Consider the following 17,207-nt stretch of genomic DNA (forward strand, 5'->3'; position numbering starts at 1 on the left):
CCCAGCAGATCGTCGCGATGGTTTCCGAGGGTCCGCGCACCGTCGACGAGGTCGCCGCGGTGGTCCGCCGGTCGGCGGCCTTCGCCGCCCTGCCCGACTCGGCCCTGCACGCGGTGCTCGACATGCTGTCCGGGCGCTACCCGTCGACCGCCTTCGCCGAGCTGCGTCCCCGCCTCGTGTGGGACCGCGGCACCGACCAGCTCACCGGCCGCCCCGGCGCCCAGCGGCTGGCCGTGACCAGCGGCGGCACCATCCCCGACCGCGGCATGTTCGGCGTCTTCCTGGCCGGCTCCGAGCGGGCGTCCCGGGTCGGCGAGCTCGACGAGGAGATGGTCTACGAGTCCCGGGTCGGCGAGGTGTTCCTGCTCGGCTCCTCGTCCTGGCGGATCGAGGACATCACCCACGACCGGGTGCTGGTCAGCCCGGCGCCCGGCCAGGCGGGCAAGATGCCGTTCTGGAAAGGCGACTCGCTGGGCCGGCCGGTGGAACTGGGCCGGGCGCTGGGGGCGTTCGTGCGCGAGCTCGGCGCCGCCGCCGAGCCCGATGCGATCCAGCGGGCCCGAGCGGCCGGGCTGGACGAGTGGGCGGCGGCCAACCTGGTCGGCTACCTCAACGAACAGCGAGCGGCCACCGGGCACCTGCCCACCGACCGGACGATCGTGGTGGAGCGATTCCGCGACGAGCTCGGCGACTGGCGGCTGGTCATCCACTCCCCCTTCGGCGCGCCGGTGAACGCGCCCTGGGCCCTGGCCATCTCGGCCGCGCTGCGCGAACGGCACGGCCTGGACGTGCAATCGATGCACTCCGACGACGGCATCGTGCTGAGGTTGCCCGACACCACGGCAGAGGCGCCGGGCGCTGACATCACCGTCTTCGACCCGGCCGAGATCGCCGGCCTGGTGACCGGCGAGGTGACCAATTCCGCGCTGTTCGCCTCCCGGTTCCGCGAGTGCGCGGCTCGTTCGCTGCTGCTTCCCAAGCGCGACCCGCGCCGGCGCGCACCGCTCTGGCAGCAGCGGCAGCGAGCCAACGCCCTGATGCAGGTGGCCCGTGACTACGGCCAGTTCCCGGTGGTGCTCGAAGCCATGCGCGAATGCCTGCAGGACGTCTATGACCTGCCCGGCCTGACCGAGCTGATGCGCCAGATCCAGTCCCGTCAGGTCCGGCTGGTCGAGGTCGAGACCGGCAGCCCGTCGCCGTTCTCGCAGTCCCTGCTGTTCAGCTACGTGGGCATGTTCCTCTACGACACCGACGCGCCGCTGGCCGAGCGCCGCGCCCAGGCGCTGACCCTGGACACCTCCATGCTGGCCGAGTTGATGGGCTCGCCCGACCTGCGGGACCTGCTCGACGAGAACGCCATCGCCGAGTCGATCGCCGACGCCCAGCGGCTCAGCGAGGGGCGCCGGGTCCGCGGGCCGGACCAGACCCATGACCTGCTGCGCGAGGTCGGTGACCTCAGCACCGCCGAGGCCGTCGCCCGGGGCTCGACCGCCGATGACCTGGAGCGGCTGCGGTCAGCGCGTCGGGCGATCACGGTGCGGATCGCCGGGGAGATGCGCTGGCTGACCATCGAGGACTCCGGTCGGGTCCGCGACGCTCTCGGGGTCGCGCTGCCGATCGGCATCCCGGTGGCCTTCACCGAACTGGTCGCCGATCCGCTGGGCGACCTGCTCTCCAGGTACGCCCGGACCCACGGCCCGTTCACCGTCGGCGAGCCGGCGGCCCGGCTGGGCCTGGGCGTCGCGGTGGTGCAGGCCGGCCTCGAGCGGCTGGTGGCCACCGGGCAGGTGGTCGCCGGTGAGTTCACGCCCGGCCGGGTCGGACGCGAGTACTGCGGCGCCACCATGCTGCGCACCATCCGACGGCGGTCCCTGGCCGCGCTGCGCCGTGAGGTGGAGCCCGCTCCGCAAGCCGTGCTGGCCCGGTTCCTGCCGGAGTGGCAGGGCGTCGGCGGCGCCAGGCGGGCCCGCGGCGTCGACGGCCTGGCCCGGGTGATCGAGCAACTGGCCGGCGTCGCGGTGCCGGCCAGCGCGCTGGAAAGCCTGGTGCTGCCGGCCCGGGTGTCGGACTACTCCCCGGCGCTGCTGGACGAGCTGACCAGCTCCGGTGAGGTGCTGTGGTGCGGAGCCGGCGCGCTGGCCGGCAATGACGGCTGGCTGACCCTGGTCCCGGCCGGGGCGGCGGCCGAGTTGCTGGCGCCGGTGTCCGAGATCGAGTTGAGCCCGGTGCACCAGGCGATCCTGGCCTCGCTGGACGGTGAGCAGGCGCTGTTCCTGCGCGCCATCATCGACCGGGTGCGCGCCGAGATGACCGACCCGGCCGAGGCCGACATCGCCCGGGCGATCTGGGACCTGGCGTTCGCCGGCCTCATCACCAACGACACCCTGGCGCCGGTGCGAGCCCGGCTCGGGGGCGGGCGCACCGCGCATGGCCGGCGCCCGACAGCGCCACGAGCCCGGTACGGCCGTTTCAACCTGACCGGCGCTGCCGCGGTGGCGGCCCGAGCCGGCCGGCAACCCGCCGCCGCCCTACCCGGGCGCTGGTCCCGGCTGCCTGAGCGCAGCCCCGACGACGCCCACCGGGCGTTGCTGCGCACCGAGGTGCTGCTGGACCGCTACGGCATCCTGACCCGGGGCGAGGTGGCCGCCGAAGGCGTGGTCGGCGGCTTCTCCGCGGTGTACCCGGTGCTCCGGCAAGGTGAGGACGCCGGCCGGTACCGGCGCGGCTACTTCGTCGAGGGCCTGGGCGCCGCCCAGTTCGGGCTGACCGGCGCGATCGACCGGCTGCGCAGCCTGATGAGCGCCCAGGACCAGGGCAGCTCCGGCCCGTCCGAGGCGCTGGTGCTGGCCGCCACCGACCCCGCCAACCCCTACGGAGCAGCCTTGGACTGGCCCGACCGGGTGCACCTGCCCGAACCCGAAGCGGGCAAGCGCGGGCACCAGCCGGCCCGCAAGGCGGGCGCGCTGGTGGTTCTGGTCGACGGTGAGTGCGCGCTGTACGTCGAGCGCGGCGGCAAGACGCTGCTGTCGTTCACGGCCGAGCAGGACCGGCTGCACGCCGCGGCCACCGCGCTGGCCATCAGCGCCCGGGCCGGCGCGCTGGGCAAGCTGCATGTCGAGTCGGCCGATGGCGATCCGATCGTCTCCTCGGCGCTGGGCCACGCGCTGGAGCAGGCCGGCTTCCGGCCCTCGCCGCGCGGCCTGCGGCTGCGGGCGTGAGCTAGGTGCCCGAGGGCGACACCGTCTACATCGCCAGCCAGCGACTGCACACCGCGCTGGCCGGACGCACCGTGACCCGGTTCGACCTTCGCACGCCCGCTCTGGCTCTGGCCGACCTGACCGGCGCCACCCTCACCGAGGTGGTGCCGCGCGGCAAGCACATCCTGATGCGGTTCTCGACCGGACAGAGCCTGCACAGCCATCTTCGAATGGACGGCGGCTGGCGGATCGGTCCGGCACAGTCCCGGCCGCGCGGGCGCGACTACGAGATCCGGGCGCTGGTGGGTAACGCCGACTGGCTGGCGGCCGGGTTCCGGGTTCATGACCTGAAACTGGTGGCCACCGACGCGGAGAGCGAGGTGGTCGGCCACCTCGGCCCGGACCTGCTGGCACCGGAATTCGACCGCGCCGAAGCGCTGCGCCGGTTCGCGGCCGTTCCCGCGCGGCCGATCGGTGAGGCGCTGCTCGACCAGCGGCTGACAGCGGGAATCGGCAACGTCTACAAGAGTGAAGTGCTCTTCCTGAACCGGCTCAGCCCGTTCCTGCCGGTGGCCGAGGTGCCCGAGCTGGGCGCGGTCCTGGACAGTTCGGTCAGGCTGCTGCGTGGCAACCTCAGCGACCACAGCAGGACCACCACCGGCTGGCGACAGCCCGGACAGCAGTTCTGGGTCTACGGCCGCGCCGGCAAGGGCTGCCGGCGATGCGGCACCGTGGTGCTCAGCTGCGAGCAGGGCGAAGACCCGGCGATGGAACGAATCACCTACTACTGCCCGACCTGCCAGGCGGTGAGCGGCTAGCGCTCGGTCTCGGCCCGCTCGGTCACGGTCTGGTCCGTGGTCACCGGCGGCTGGGCCTTCTCCAGCGCCGGCGGCGCGCTGTCGGTCAGGGCGGCGCTTCCGGTGCCACCGGTGCCGGAGCCCAGCGAGGCCCGGATCTCGGCCAGCCGGGCCTGACCGGCCATGTTGGTGGTCGCCTTGCGGACCTCCAGCATCCGGCCCTGCACCGAGTTCTGAGCCAGGTCGGCCTGCCCGAGCGCGTTGGCGTAGCGCCGCTCGATCTTGTCGCGCACCTCTTCCAGCGACGGGGTGTTCTTGGGCGCCGCGAGCTCACCCATCTGGTTGAGCGAGGCCGAGACCTGCTCCTGCATCTTGGCCTGCTCGAGCTGGCTGAGCAGCTTGGTGCGCTGGGCCATCTTCTCCTGCAGCATCATCGCGTTGTCCTGCACCGCCTGCCGTGCCTGCTGGGCGGCAGCCATCGACTGGTCGTGCAACTCCTTCAGATCAGCCGCGGCCTCCTCGGCGCTCACCAACTGGTTGGCCAGCATCGCCGCGGTCTGCTCGAAGTCGACCGCCTTGGCCTCGTCGCCGCCGGCGCGTGCCTGATCGGCCAGCACCAGCGCCTGCCGGGCCTGGGCCTGCAACGCCTCGATCTGGCTCAGCTGCCGGTCAAGCTTGAGTTCCAGCTGATGCTGGTTGCCGATGACGCTCGCCGCCTGCCGCGTCAGACCTTCGTGCTGGCGCTGAGCATCCTCGATCGCCTGTTGGATCTGGATCTTCGGGTCGGCCTTCTCGTCCACCTTGGCGCCGAACCAGGCTGAGATGTAACGCCAGGCCTTGACCATGCCGTTCGCCATCGCTGCTACGACCTTCCGGTAACCGTCGGAGATATCAGTGCTCGTCCCAGTCTGCATCATGGCCGGCAGCGTGGTCCAAGCCGGGCTGGCGAGACGCCCACCCGTGCGACCCGCGCCTCAGCCGGTCGGCGGCAACCCGGACAGCAGGACCGCGACATCGGCGGCGATGTCGATCTCATCGGCCGGCGCGATGATGAACGAGGACAGCCAGCGCAGCACCATCGGGGCGCCGGCCCGGCCCGATCGCCGCAGCAGCCGCTCGACGGCGTGTCCGACGCGGGCCCAACCGGGGGTGCGCACGTCCACCCGGGCCAGCACCGCCAGGGTGGTGGTGTCCTGACCGCCCAGCGCCTCGAGCAGCGGGTGCTCTGACACCGCCACCGCCGCGACAGTCAGCGCCTGCGACAGCTCCAGGTGCGAGACCGTGGCCACCAGCCGGTCGATCTCGTCCAGCAACAGGGCCGCCAGCACGTCCTCGCGGGCCCGGAAGTGGTTGTACAGCGTCGCCTTGGCCACCCCACCGCGGGCGGCCACCTGTGCCATCGTGATCTTGGTGCCATTGGCCTCGACGGCAGCCCTGGCGCCGTCCAGGATGGCGGCGCGGCTACGGGCCATCGGGCCGGCCGTCCGGGAATTCACCGTCGCAGCCGGAGAGGCGCCCGGCCTCGACGTAGCTCGCGACCCATCCGGGGCGCCGGCACGCGCGGCCTGCGGTCGGGGGGCAGCGCCACTGGACGGGGCGGTCGAACCGCCGAGAGCGGTTGATCCGGATCGAGCGGCCGAACCGCTGGCAGTCGAACCACCGAGCGCGGCCGAACCGTTAGCAGCCGAACCACCAAGAGCGGCCGAACCACCAAGAGCGGCCGAACCACCGAGGGCGGCCGAACCGGATCGCGGCTGCGCTCCGGGCACCGGGCCAGCAGTGGTGGGCCGAAGCACGAAGTCAGACAGCGGGTCAGGGCGGCGGGGGGAACTGTGCGTGCTCATACCCCGAAGTTAGGCGGCTGACCGTCGCGCGCCGACCAGCCGCACGCCCGACACGCCCATTGTCTCGACTGCGGGATGAGACTTAGGACCGCAGGACGGGCTCAGGCCGCCACGTGGGGCAGTGATCGAACCTGGGGCCCTTCAGCGCCACGCGGCGCCGGAGTCAGCACCGGAGAGCCACGCCGGGCACCGAGCACCATCGCCCGCTCGGCCATCGTCTCCTGGCGGCGCAGGGTGTCCGAGACCAGCAGGAACACCTCGGACAGCGGGATGTCGAGTGCCTCACAGATCGCGGCCAGCAACTCCGAGGACGGCTCCTTGTGGCCGCGCTCGATCTCGGACAGATAGCCCAGGCTGACCCTCGCCGCGGCTGACACCTCGCGAAGGGTGCGACGCTGGCGCAGGCGGACCGCACGCAGGGTCTCGCCGACCACATGGCGGAGAACTGCCATCTCGCGATACCCCCTTCGTCCACCGATCACGTCGTCGGCCCCTGCAAGCACCATCGGCCGATTGGCGATCTTCTGAAATCCAATGCTAGTCCGGTCACCAGGAACGGCGCCGAGCCCGCGAACTAATTTGCTGACAGCGAACTTCTCACAGCCGCTCGTCAGGGTGATCCGGTCAGGTGGTTAACCGCGCCGGCGAGAAGTGCGACTGCTTGTTCAACGGTTTGCATCCGGATCGTGTTCCTGTCTCCGGCGAGATTCAATTCCGATACCGATTCGAGACCAGCGTCCGGGCCGGGGCCGACGACGCTGAGGAACACCGTTCCGACCGCCTTGCCGTCCTGCGGCTGCGGTCCGGCGACCCCGGTGACCCCGACGCCCCAGCTCGCCGACAGCCGGCCGCGCACCCCGCGCGCCAGTTCCAGGGCAATCTGGGGGGCGACCGGACCGTGCTCGGCGAGCAGGTCCTCACCGACTCCGGCCAGCCGGGACTTGAGGTCGGTGGCGTAAACGACCAGGCCGCCGCGAAAGGTGGCGCTGGCGCCGGCCGTGCTGGTCAGCGCCGCTGCCAGCAGGCCGCCGGTCATCGACTCCGCCACCGCCACCGTCTGCTCCTGCTCACCCAGCACCCGGTGCAGCTGCTCGAGCTGGGCGGCCAGCTCGGGGCTGGGAGCGGCCGGCTCGGGGCCGCTCACGCCTGCACCACCCGGCGCAGCCGCAGCGCTCGCGCCACGTAATCCAGACCGGTGATCACGGTCAGCACCACCGCTGCCACCATCACGAGGCTGGCGGCGGTGTGCAGCGCGCCGGACAGCGGCAGCACCAGCAGCCCGATGGCCACTCCTTGCAGCAGGGTCTTGACCTTGCCGCCGCGGCTGGCGGGCATCACGCCGTGCCGGATCACCCAGAACCTCAGCATCGTCACGCCGACCTCGCGCACCAGGATCACCACCGTCACCCCCCAGTGCAGGTCACCCAGCATCGACAGCCCGACCAGCGCGGTGCCGATCAGCGCCTTGTCCGCGATCGGGTCGGCCAGCTTGCCGAATTCGGTGATCAGGCCACGCTTGCGCGCGATCTCGCCGTCGATCCGGTCGGTCAGGCTGGCCACCGCGAAGATCACCCAGGCCGTCACCCGCCACCCGGTCGAATGCCCGCTGCCGTGAAACAGCGCCGCGGCGAAGAACGGCACCAGCGCCAGCCGCAGCATGGTCAGGGCGTTGGCGATGTTCCACGCCGACACGGTGGTCACCGGATCGGCGAGCGGGTCGGTGCGCGGCTCGATGCCGCTCATCGCGCTGAACCGGGGACCACGTCGGCGGTCAGGTCAGCGCCGTCGTTGCCGGTCACCACGGCTCGCACCAGCAGCCCGGGACGCAACCCGGCCAGCTCGCCGTCGAGCCGCACGCAACCGTCGGTCTCGGGCGCCTGGTGGGCGGCCCGGCCGGTCAGCCCGCCGTCCTCAGCCGCCTCGATCAGCACCTCGACGCTCTCACCGAGCCGGTCCTCGGCACGCTGGTCGATCAACTCGTTGACCAGCGTGGCGACCCGCTCGACCCGGCCGGCTATCACCGCGGGATCCAGCTTGCCCTCGTAGCGCTCGGCCTCGGTGCCGTCCTCGTCGGAGTAACCGAAGACCCCGACCACGTCCAGCCGGGCCAGGGTCAGAAACCGCTCCAGCTCGGCCAGGTCGCCCTCGGTCTCACCCGGAAAGCCGACGATGACATTGCTCCGGGCGCCGGCCTGCGGAGCCAGCTCCCGCGCCTGGGCAAGCAGCCCCAGGAAGGACTCCGTCGAGCCGAACCGCTTCATCCGGCGCAGCACCTGCGGGGCGGCGTGCTGGAAGGACAGGTCGAAATACGGCAGCACGCCCGGCGTGCTGGCGATCACCCGCAGCAGCGAGGGGCGCAACTCGGCCGGCTGCAGGTAGGAGACCCGGACCCACTCGATGCCCTCGATCGCGGCGAGCTCGGGCAGCAACGCCTCCAGCGCCCGCAGGTCGCCGAGGTCCTTGCCGTAAGAGGTGGAGTTCTCGCTGACCAGCACCAGCTCCCGGACGCCCTGACCGGCCAGCCAGCGGGCCTCGGCCAGGATCTCGGTCGGACCGCGGGAGACGAACGCGCCCCGGAAGGACGGGATGGCGCAGAAGGTGCACCGGCGATCACAGCCGGAGGCCAGTTTGAGGTAGGCCACCGGGGCGTCGTCGAGCCGGGCCCGGGCTGCCGTCGGCCCCCACTGGTGGCCCGGGACGGAGACCTCGGAAACCGCCGACGGGCGCTGCGCCGGGCTGATCGGCAGCAGGGTCCGCCGGTCGGTCGGGGTGTGCGGGGCGATCGGTCGCCCGGCCAGCACGTCATCGAGCCGGGCGTCGATGCTGGCGTAGGAGTCGAAGCCCAGGATCGCGTCGGCCTCGGGAAGGGCGCTGGCCAGCTGGTCGCCGTAGCGCTCGGCCAGGCAACCGACCGCGACCACCTTCTTGCCGCTGTCGGCCGCGGCCAGCAGGGTGTCGATCGAGTCCTTCTTGGCCGAGTCGATGAAACCGCAGGTGTTGACCACCACCACGTCGGCACTGTCGGAATCGGCCAGCTGCCAGCCCCGGGCGGCCAGGGTTCCCGCCAGCTCCTCCGAATCCACCTCGTTGCGGGCGCAGCCCAGCGTGAGGATGGCGACGCTGCTGGCTTGCACTCCGGTGAGCGGTTCGGACACATTCAGCAGGCTACCCGTGGCCGGCGCCGTCGCTGCCCGCTCAGGCCGGTTCGACCGCGGCGTTGAGTATCGTGCCGCTATGCCCCCGATCAGCCCAGCGAATCCGGCTGACCAGGTTCTGATCCGGCGGGCCCGCACCAGCGACGTTCCGGCGATCAAGGCCCTGATCGACACCTACACCGGCCAGCGGGTGCTGCTGGCCAAGGACAGGGTGACCCTGTACGAGTCGGTGCAGGAGTTCCGGGTGGCCGAGCTGGACGGCCTGGTGATCGGCTGCGGCGCGTTGCACGTGCTGTGGGAGGACCTCGGCGAGATCCGGACGCTAGCGGTGTCGCAGGAGTGGCGCGGCAACCGGATCGGTGACCTGCTGCTGGACGAGCTGGTCGGCGGCGCCCTGGAGCTGGGTCTGCGCCGGCTGTTCGCGCTGACCTTCCAGACCCGGTTCTTCGCCCGGCACGGCTTCGTCGAGATCGATGACACCCCGGTGGAGCCGGAGGTGTACGCCCAGATGCGCCGGTCCTACGACGAGGGCATCGCCGAGTTCCTCGATCTGGAGTTCGTCAAGCCGAACACCCTGGGCAACTCCCGGATGCTGCTCACCCTGGCCGCCCGGTCGGAGCTGCCCGAACCGGTAAACCTTCATGTTGAGGTTGACGGTCCCGCGCGCCTCTCCAGTCACACGGAGTAACACCTATACCGTGCGCCACGGAGGTGTTGTTCAATGACCGGATTTCAGTTGACCCGACCTGGGGCTGCCAGCTGGACGGTGCCTGCCCGGGAAGCTGTCGGCTCCGGCCGCCATGCCTCGAACGTGCGCGCCAGGCTGACGTTCCGCCGGCTGTTCTATCTGGCCCGGCACGCCGGCCGCGGCTAGTAACCCGCTTCGCCCTCTCGGCCCTGACCGCAGCCCGCGGTCAGGGCCGTTTGCCGTCCCGGGGCGGCTGCTCCTGGGACTGTGAGTAGAGGGCGGGGTCATCGTTGGCCGTCCAGCAGGGCGACCCGCCGTCGCCGTGGCTGCCCCAAGGCCAACGATCGGCGCGCTGCCAGGGCCCCGTCAGAACGGCGGCGGCTCGTCCTCGTCCTCGTCGTCAGCCACCAGGTCCTCGGCGCTGCCGCCGTTGCGCAGGGTGAACATCAGACCGGACAGCTCATCGGGCTTGACCAGCACATCGCGTGCCTTGGACCCCTCGGACGGACCCACGATCGCGCGGGACTCCATCAGGTCCATCAACCGCCCCGCCTTGGCGAACCCGACCCGCAGCTTGCGCTGCAACATCGACGTCGAGCCGAACTGGGTCGAGACCACCAGCTCCACCGCCTGCAGGAACACGTCGAGGTCATCCCCGATATCGGAGTCGATGTCTTTCGTGGCCGCCACCGGGGCGGTGACGTCCTCGCGGTAGCTCGGCTGCAGCTGGGCCTTGCAGTGCGCCACGATCGCGTTGATCTCGGAGTCGGTGACGTAGGCGCCCTGGATCCGGGCCGGCTTGGAGGCCCCCATCGGCAGGAACAGCCCGTCCCCCTTGCCGAGCAGCTTCTCAGCGCCCGGCTGGTCCAGGATCACCCGGGAGTCGGTCACCGACGAGGTCTTGAAGCCCAGCCGGGACGGCACGTTGGCCTTGATCAAACCGGTCACCACGTCGACCGAGGGCCGCTGGGTCGCGATCACCAGGTGGATGCCGGCCGCCCGGGCCAGCTGGGTGATCCGCACCACCGCGTCCTCCACGTCGCGCGGGGCCACCATCATCAGGTCGGCCAGCTCGTCGACGATCACCAGCAGGTAGGGGTAGGGCGTGTAGACCCGCTCGCTGCCCGGCGGGGCGATCAGCTCGCCGTGGCGCACCTTGCGGTTGAAGTCATCGATGTGCCGGACGCCGGAGGCCTCCATGTCCTCGTAGCGCAGGTCCATCTCCCGCACCACCCAGGCCAGGGCGTCGGCGGCCTTCTTCGGATTGGTGATCACCGGCGTCACCAGGTGCGGAATGCCCTGGTAGGCGGCGAACTCGACCCGCTTCGGATCGATCAGCACCATCCGGACCTCGTCCGGGGTGGCCCTGGTCAGCACCGACAGGATGAGGGAGTTGATGCACGAGGACTTGCCCGCGCCGGTCGCGCCGGCGACCAGCAGGTGCGGCATCTTGGCCAGGTTGGCGACCACGAAGCCGCCCTCGACGTCCTTGCCGAGCGCGGCCAGCATCGGGTGGTGATCGCGCAGCGCCACGTTCGAGCGCAGCACGTCGCCCAGCATCACGATCTCGGGATCGGTGTTCGGGATCTCCACGCCGACCGCGGACTTGCCAGGGATCGGGCTGATGATCCGGACGTCGGGGCTCTTCACGGCGTAGGCGATGTTGCGGGCCAGCTGGATGATCCGCTCGACCTTGACGCCCGGGCCCAGCTCGACCTCGTACCGGGTGACCGTGGGGCCCCGGCTGAAACCGGTGACCGCGCAGTCGACGCTGAACTCCTCGAACACCTGCGACAGCGAAGCGATCACCTCGTCGTTGGCCCGGGTGTGGGCCAGGTGCTGGGAGCCGACGCCGAGGATGTCGGGCGAGGGCAGCGTGTAGGCAGCGCCGCCGTTGAGCTCCAGCTGGGTCGGCCGGGTCACCGGCGGCAGGTCGTCGACCTCGGCGGGCTTGGCGACCCGAGGCTTGCGCGGCTTGCGGGCCGTGGCGGCGGGATCGGCCGGGTCACCGGCGGCGGCCGGGTCCACGGCCGGAAAGGGATCCTCGAGGAACGGGTCGGCCTCGGCGTCCGGGTCGGCTTCGGTGTCCGGCGCGTCGGACCGGCCCCACCGGCCGGTGGGCGAATCGGTCTCGTCGTCGCCGGGACGGGTGAACAGCTCGCGGACCATGCCGGGCAACTGGTTCAGCGGGGTGGCGGTCACCACCAGCGCGCCGAACGCGCCGAGCAGGAAGAGCACCAGGACGACCAGGCCGGCCGGCAGCACCCGCTCCAGCTGGCCGGCGAGCATCCCGGTCACCCCGCCGGCGGCCGACCAGCCGGTCTCGTCCGTCGGCGAGCCGGCCCACAGGTGCAGCATGCCGGTGACTGTCAGGCCGATCGCCAGCCCGCCCACCAGCAGCCGGCCACGGCGCTCGGGTTGGGGCTGCTGGCGCAGCAGGTGCACGGCCCAGATGACCAGCAGCGGTGGCAGCAGCAGCGCCAGGTCGCCGACCAGCAGCCGGAACAGCCCGGTGATCGCCTCGCCGAGTGGGCCGGCCGCGGCGAACCACACCGCGATGGCTGAGATCAGGCCCAGTGCCAGGACGGCCAGGCCGACGCCGTCGCGGCGGTGCGCCGGGTCGAGCTCACGGGCGGTGGCGGCGTTGCGTCCCACCGCGCGGGCCAGCGTGCCGGCGGCCACGCCGAGGGCTCGCCAGAGCTGCGCGATCAGCCGGCCGAAAGCGGCCAGCGCCGGTCGTTGCCGGGACGGCTTGCGCTGGTTGGAGCGAGCGGTCACCCGTCCGGTCGACCGGGTCCGGCTGGCCGGCGCGGAGCCGCCGCTGCGGGCGCGTCCGGGTCCCGACGCCTTCTTCGATGCCGGCTGTCGGGTCCTGGTTCCGGGGGTCGCTGCCACCTGGTAACGGTAACGCTCAACCGCAAGTTGAGGGCGGACCGACACCGAAGCCAGCAGCGTGGCTAGACCGGACCTGGACCGCCCAGGCCGGACCAGCAGCGTGGCTAGACCAGACCCGGGCCGCCCAGGCCGGCGGCGGCCAGGTCCTGGCGCAGGTGGCTCAGCTCGTGCTCGGTGGCATCGACCATCGGCAGCCGGACCGGTCCCACCGGCCGGCCCAACAGCGCCAGGCCGGCCTTCACCAGGATCACGCCCTGGGTGCGGAAGATGCCGGTGTAGATCGGCAGCACCTGCCGGTACAGCCGCAAGGCCTCGGCGATGTCACCGCGCTCGTAGGCCTCCAGCACCTGCTTGGTCACGGCGCCGGAGAAGTGGGTGGAGGTGCCGACCACGCCGGCCCCGCCCACCGCGAGCAGCGGCAGCAGCATCGCGTCATCGCCGGCGTAGTAGGCCAGCTCGGTCTCGGCCAGCACCCGGGCCGAGGCTGCCGGCTCGCCGCGGGCGTCCTTGACCGCCACGATCTGCTCGTGGCCGGCCAGTTCGATCAGCGTCTCGGTCTGCAGCTGCACCCCGGTCCGGACCGGGATGTCATAGACCATCACCGGCAGCGCGCTGGCGTCGGCGACCGCGCGGAAGTGCTGCAGCATGCCGGCCTGCGGGGGCCGCGAGTAGTAGGGGGTCACCACCAGCAAGCCGTCGGCGCCGGCCTTGGCGGCCTGCTCGGCGAGCTGGATCGAATGCACCGTGTCGAAGGTTCCGACCCCGGCCACGATGGCGGCCCGGTCACCGACCGCGTCGACCACGGCCGCCACCAGTTCGGCCTTCTCGCGATCTGAGGTGGTGGGCGCCTCACCGGTGGTGCCGTTGATCACCAGGCCGTCGTTGCGCTGCTCGTCCACCAGGTAGGTGGCCAGCTCGCGCGCCGCCTGCAGATCAAGCTCACCGGCGACGGTGAACGGCGTGACCATGGCGGTGAGCAACCGGCCGAACGGGGGGACGCGATCCTTGCTAGACATGCTTTCAACGCTACCGCTGGGACCGGCCGGAGTGCGCATCCACGCCCTCGGATCGAGCGGCAATACCGGGTGGGTCGGGTCCTGAGGCGGCAGGGTGTCAGGCGGCGGCCGGGTCATCGGTCAACGGGGTGGTCGTCAGCAGCCGGGTCATCGGTCAGCGGGTGGGTCGTCAGTCAGCGGTCCAGCCCAGCACCCGGTCGGCCCGCTCGCGTCCGGCGGCGATCAACCCGGCATTGCGTTCGTCGGAGTTCAGCACCCAATCCTCGGCCTGCTCCGGGGTCTTGCCATAGGCCACGTGCCGAGCGATCAGAGCGGCCCGGCGGGCCTCGGCCGGCGGGTCCAGGTACCAGATCTGAGCCAGCAACGGGCGGACCTCGGGCCACAGCAGCAGGTAGTTGCCCTCGGTGACGACCAGCGGCACGTGCGCCGGCACCGGCACCGCCGCGGCGATGGAATCTTCGATCGAGCGGTCGAAGGCGGGCGCGTAGACAGTGCCCGGCTCGCGGCACAGCCGGCCCAGCAGGGACGCGTAACCAGCCCGGTCGAAGGTGTCCGGCGCACCCTTGCGAGCCCGCAGCCCGGTGCGGCGCAACTCGGCGTCGGCGAGGTGAAAGCCGTCCATGCCCACCAGGACGGCCCGTTCGGGCCCGAGCGCGGTGACCAACCGCCGCGCCAGCGTGGACTTGCCGGCTCCGGGCGGGCCGGTGATGCCCAGAAGCTGGCGCCGGCCGGCTTCGCTCAGCAGCCGGGCGTCGTCCAGCAGCTCGGGAAAGCCCGCCAGCTCGGGGATGCCCGCCATCGCCTGCCTCTCGCTGCCACGCTCGGCCGCTGCCGTCCCATCAGTTCTGCCTACTCACAAGGCAGGCTGGCTGACCGTGCTGCTCAGCGCCGCGGCCAGCGCCGGCGCCAGATCGCCGGGGCCGGTGACGTGCACGCCGTCGAGCCCGAGCCAGTCCGCCAGCTCGGCCAGCGCGGCGGCCAGTTCGAAGGCCACCTCGTCCTGGTCGACACCGGGCTCGCCCCAGGCCGACTGGACCCTGAGCACGCCGGCCTGCCGGTCGGCCTTCAGGTCCACCCGGCCGACCAGCGTCTCACCGAGCAGGAACGGCAGCACGTAGTAGCCGTACACGCGCTGCACGGCCGGGGTGTAGATCTCGATGCGGTAGTGGAAGCCGAACAGCCGCTTGGCGCGGTCGCGGAACCAGATCAGCGGGTCGAACGGGCTCAGCAGCGCCCTGGCCCGCACTGCGCGGGGCCGCCGCGCCGCCGGCCACAGGTAGCCGGGAGCGTTCCAGCCGGCGACCGTCACCGGCAGCAGCTCACCGGCCTCGACGAGTTCGGCGACCCGCAGCTTCGAGTCGGCCCGGGGCAGCCTGAAGTAGTCGCCCAGGTCGGGCTCGGCGGCCACCCCGTAGGCCCGGGCGGCGATCCTGACCAGCTCGCGCTGGGCATCTTCGCGGGCCAGGGTCGGCTGGTCGAGGATGCCCGCCGGCAGCACCCGCTCGATCAGGTCGTACTGCCGTTCGAAGTTGATCCGGCGGGCCGCGCCCACCTCGCCGGTCCAGAACAGGTATTCCAGCGCCGTCTTGCCGTCGTCCCAGTTCCACATCTGACCGGGCTTCTTCGGCCGCCGCTCCTGGGTCACGTCGGCACTGCGGATCGGCCCCCGCTCGGCGACCAGCCGGCGGATCTCGTCCAGCAGCTGCGGCTGCTCCCTGGCGATCCGCTGCATGCCGCCCCAGGACTCCTGGCTGGCCTGGGCCATGCGCCAGCGCAGCAGCGGGTGGGTTTCCAGCGGGATCAGCGACGCCTCGTGCGCCCAGTACTCGACGTACTCGCGCTGCAGCCGGCCGGCGGTGTGCCCGGTCAACCGGTCCAGGATCTCGCGCGGGTAGGACCCGAGCCGCGCGAACACCGGCAGGTAGTGCGAGCGGGACAGCACATTGACCGAGTCCAGCTGCAGCAGCGCCATGGTGTCGACCACCTTGCGGATGTGCCGGGCGGTGACCGGCCCGGCCGGCCTCGGCAGGCCGAAGCCCTGGGCCGCCAGGGCGATCCGGCGGGCTGCGGCGGCTGACAGGTCGGCTGAAGGCATGCCACATTTGACCATGCTGGTACGACAGCGGCTCGGCCGACGGCAACCAGCCACAGCCGGGTCGCCTAGGCTGTCTGTTGTGGCAGATGTGAGCGTCCGGCCGGCGTCCGTGAACGACGTGACCGAGCTGGCCCGGATCCAACTCGACACGTGGCGGCTGGCGTATCAGACAGTGCTGCCCGCCGAGATCCTGCAGTCCCTGAGCCAGGCCGACATCGCGATCAGCTGGCACGGCGCGGTCACCTCGCCGCCGACGCTGAACCACCACGTCCTGGTGGCGATGGAAGGCGAGCACCGGGTCGGCTTCTCCGCGTTCGGGCCGGATGCCGACCGCCAGCCGCAGGACCCCGAGCCTGACACGACCGCGGCGATCAGCATGCTGCTGGTCGAGCCGCGGTGGGGCCGGCGCGGGCACGGCTCGCGGCTGCTGGCAGCGGTCGCCGACCTGGCGCGGGCGGCCGGCGCGAACCGGCTGGTGGCCTGGGTGCCGGTGGCCGACACCGCCTCGCTGCAGTTCTACCGCTCGGCCGGCTGGGACGCCGACGGCCTGCGGCGCGACCTGGACACCGGCGTCGGCATCGTGACCGAGCTGCGACTGCACACCTCGCTCACCGACTCAGAAGAGACGCCCCGATGAGTTTCGCCGGGATCTCCTTTGCCGCGCTGGACTTCTATGAAGACCTCGAGGCGGACAACTCCAAGGCGTTCTGGGCGGCGCACCGCCAGATCTACGACGAGCAGGTCAAGGCGCCGCTGCAGGAGCTGGCCGCCGAGCTGGCCACGGAGTTCGGCGCGGCCAAATTCTTCCGGCCGTTCCGCGACGTCCGGTTCGCCAAGGACAAGACGCCGTACAAGACCCATCAGGGCGTCTACTTCGCCGAGTCCCGGCGCTACCTGCAGGTCTCGGCGGCAGGCCTGTACGCCAGCGGCGGCTATTACGAGCTTGCCTCGGACCAGGTGGCCCGCTACCGCCGGGCGGTCGCAGAGGACCTGCCCGGCCACGTGCTGGAGCAGTCGATCAAGCTCGCCGAGAAGGCCAAGCTGGAGATCCGGGGCGAGCAGCTGAGCCGGATCCCGAGCGGCTACCCCAAGGACCACCCGCGCCAGGAACTGCTGCGGCACAAGTCGATCTGGGCGACCCGCGAGTTCGGCTGCCCGGACTGGCTGCAGACCCCGCGCGCCAAGACCGAGGTGGTCAAGGCCTGGCGGGCGATGCAGCCGTTGATCGACTGGCTGGACAAGAACGTCGGCCAGTCCGACCTGCCCGTCGCGCGCCGCGGCGAGCGCTAGCGAGCCGCGCGACCGACACCGCGGCGAGCGCTAGCTGTACTGACCACAGACGTTGGTGACGGCGTGGCTGGCTGACAAGGCGAAGACCACCGAGTGAAGTGCGAGCTGTCGAGGAACGCACACCACCGGAGGTCTTCGTGTCCCACCGTAATGCCCCGTTGTCAGAACTCGGTCGTCTGCGCCTGGCCCGTTGTGTCGTGGAGGACGGCTGGCCGTTGCGTCGCGCTGCC

General features: G+C 71.6%; 17 protein-coding genes. 7 read left to right on the top strand and 10 right to left on the bottom strand.

Annotated features, from left to right (window positions below; all coding sequences use genetic code 11):
• Together VF557_18615 and VF557_18620 are read left to right on the top strand one after the other, a co-directional pair.
• A partial coding sequence (locus VF557_18615) for a hypothetical protein (GenBank protein HEX8082227.1) occupies nt 1-3,218 on the top strand: 3,218 nt, incomplete at its 5' end.
• Nucleotides 3,219-3,223: 5 nt separating this feature from the next.
• The gene (locus VF557_18620; GenBank protein HEX8082228.1) at nt 3,224-4,015 is read left to right on the top strand and encodes a DNA-formamidopyrimidine glycosylase family protein; all 792 of its coding nucleotides are present in this window, start codon (nt 3,224-3,226) and stop codon (nt 4,013-4,015) included.
• Here the strand turns inward: VF557_18620 and VF557_18625 are convergent.
• From VF557_18625 to rimO, 6 genes are all read right to left on the bottom strand, one after another.
• A complete protein-coding gene (locus tag VF557_18625; GenBank protein ID HEX8082229.1) occupies nt 4,012-4,851 on the bottom strand; it encodes a PspA/IM30 family protein in 840 nt (279 codons plus the stop codon). The genes VF557_18620 and VF557_18625 overlap by 4 nt on opposite strands.
• Before the next feature lie 117 nt (nt 4,852-4,968).
• Nucleotides 4,969-5,466: a helix-turn-helix domain-containing protein gene (locus tag VF557_18630; protein ID HEX8082230.1), complete on the bottom strand. Its 498-nt coding sequence runs from the start codon at nt 5,464-5,466 to the stop codon at nt 4,969-4,971.
• 473 nt (nt 5,467-5,939) lie between these two features.
• A complete protein-coding gene (locus tag VF557_18635; protein ID HEX8082231.1) occupies nt 5,940-6,290 on the bottom strand; it encodes a helix-turn-helix transcriptional regulator in 351 nt (116 codons plus the stop codon).
• Between the two features lie 158 nt (nt 6,291-6,448).
• A complete protein-coding gene (locus VF557_18640; protein HEX8082232.1) occupies nt 6,449-6,982 on the bottom strand; it encodes a CinA family protein in 534 nt (177 codons plus the stop codon).
• Nucleotides 6,979-7,581 carry a CDP-diacylglycerol--glycerol-3-phosphate 3-phosphatidyltransferase gene (pgsA, locus tag VF557_18645; protein HEX8082233.1) on the bottom strand — a complete coding sequence of 201 codons (603 nt, stop codon included), beginning with the start codon at nt 7,579-7,581 and terminating at the stop codon, nt 6,979-6,981. The genes VF557_18640 and pgsA overlap by 4 nt, the downstream gene beginning before the upstream one ends.
• Nucleotides 7,578-8,993 carry a 30S ribosomal protein S12 methylthiotransferase RimO gene (gene rimO / locus VF557_18650; GenBank protein HEX8082234.1) on the bottom strand — a complete coding sequence of 472 codons (1,416 nt, stop codon included), beginning with the start codon at nt 8,991-8,993 and terminating at the stop codon, nt 7,578-7,580. The genes pgsA and rimO overlap by 4 nt, the downstream gene beginning before the upstream one ends.
• A 79-nt stretch (nt 8,994-9,072) precedes the next feature.
• Here rimO and VF557_18655 point away from each other — a divergent pair, with 79 nt between their 5' ends.
• Nucleotides 9,073-9,681 (top strand): amino-acid N-acetyltransferase, encoded by a 609-nt coding sequence (locus VF557_18655; protein ID HEX8082235.1) that lies wholly within the window; start codon nt 9,073-9,075, stop codon nt 9,679-9,681.
• A 33-nt stretch (nt 9,682-9,714) separates the two neighbouring features.
• Complete coding sequence (locus VF557_18660; protein ID HEX8082236.1) at nt 9,715-9,867, top strand: hypothetical protein; 153 nt, start codon at nt 9,715-9,717, stop codon at nt 9,865-9,867.
• A gap of 180 nt (nt 9,868-10,047) precedes the next feature.
• On the opposite strand, the gene VF557_18665 is transcribed toward VF557_18660, so the two are convergent.
• The 4 genes from VF557_18665 to VF557_18680 form a co-directional block, all read right to left on the bottom strand.
• A complete protein-coding gene (locus tag VF557_18665; protein HEX8082237.1) occupies nt 10,048-12,576 on the bottom strand; it encodes a DNA translocase FtsK in 2,529 nt (842 codons plus the stop codon).
• Between the two features lie 104 nt (nt 12,577-12,680).
• A complete protein-coding gene (dapA, locus tag VF557_18670; GenBank protein ID HEX8082238.1) occupies nt 12,681-13,592 on the bottom strand; it encodes a 4-hydroxy-tetrahydrodipicolinate synthase in 912 nt (303 codons plus the stop codon).
• A 169-nt stretch (nt 13,593-13,761) separates the two neighbouring features.
• Entirely contained in the window at nt 13,762-14,391 is a 630-nt protein-coding gene (locus tag VF557_18675) for a nucleoside/nucleotide kinase family protein (GenBank protein ID HEX8082239.1), read from the bottom strand.
• A gap of 54 nt (nt 14,392-14,445) precedes the next feature.
• Nucleotides 14,446-15,687, bottom strand: a complete 1,242-nt coding sequence (locus VF557_18680) for a crosslink repair DNA glycosylase YcaQ family protein (GenBank protein HEX8082240.1) — start codon at nt 15,685-15,687, stop codon at nt 14,446-14,448.
• 79 nt (nt 15,688-15,766) lie between these two features.
• Here VF557_18680 and VF557_18685 point away from each other — a divergent pair, with 79 nt between their 5' ends.
• The 3 genes from VF557_18685 to VF557_18695 form a co-directional block, all read left to right on the top strand.
• Nucleotides 15,767-16,324 (top strand): GNAT family N-acetyltransferase, encoded by a 558-nt coding sequence (locus VF557_18685; GenBank protein ID HEX8082241.1) that lies wholly within the window; start codon nt 15,767-15,769, stop codon nt 16,322-16,324.
• Nucleotides 16,321-16,977, top strand: a complete 657-nt coding sequence (locus tag VF557_18690) for a DUF2461 domain-containing protein (protein HEX8082242.1) — start codon at nt 16,321-16,323, stop codon at nt 16,975-16,977. The genes VF557_18685 and VF557_18690 overlap by 4 nt, the downstream gene beginning before the upstream one ends.
• A 137-nt stretch (nt 16,978-17,114) precedes the next feature.
• Nucleotides 17,115-17,207 (top strand): leucine zipper domain-containing protein (locus VF557_18695; GenBank protein HEX8082243.1); only part of this gene is annotated, 93 nt, incomplete at its 3' end.

Origin of the sequence: Jatrophihabitans sp., assembly GCA_036389035.1 — a bacterium.
In the GTDB taxonomy this organism is placed as follows: Bacteria; Actinomycetota; Actinomycetes; order Mycobacteriales; family Jatrophihabitantaceae; genus Jatrophihabitans_A.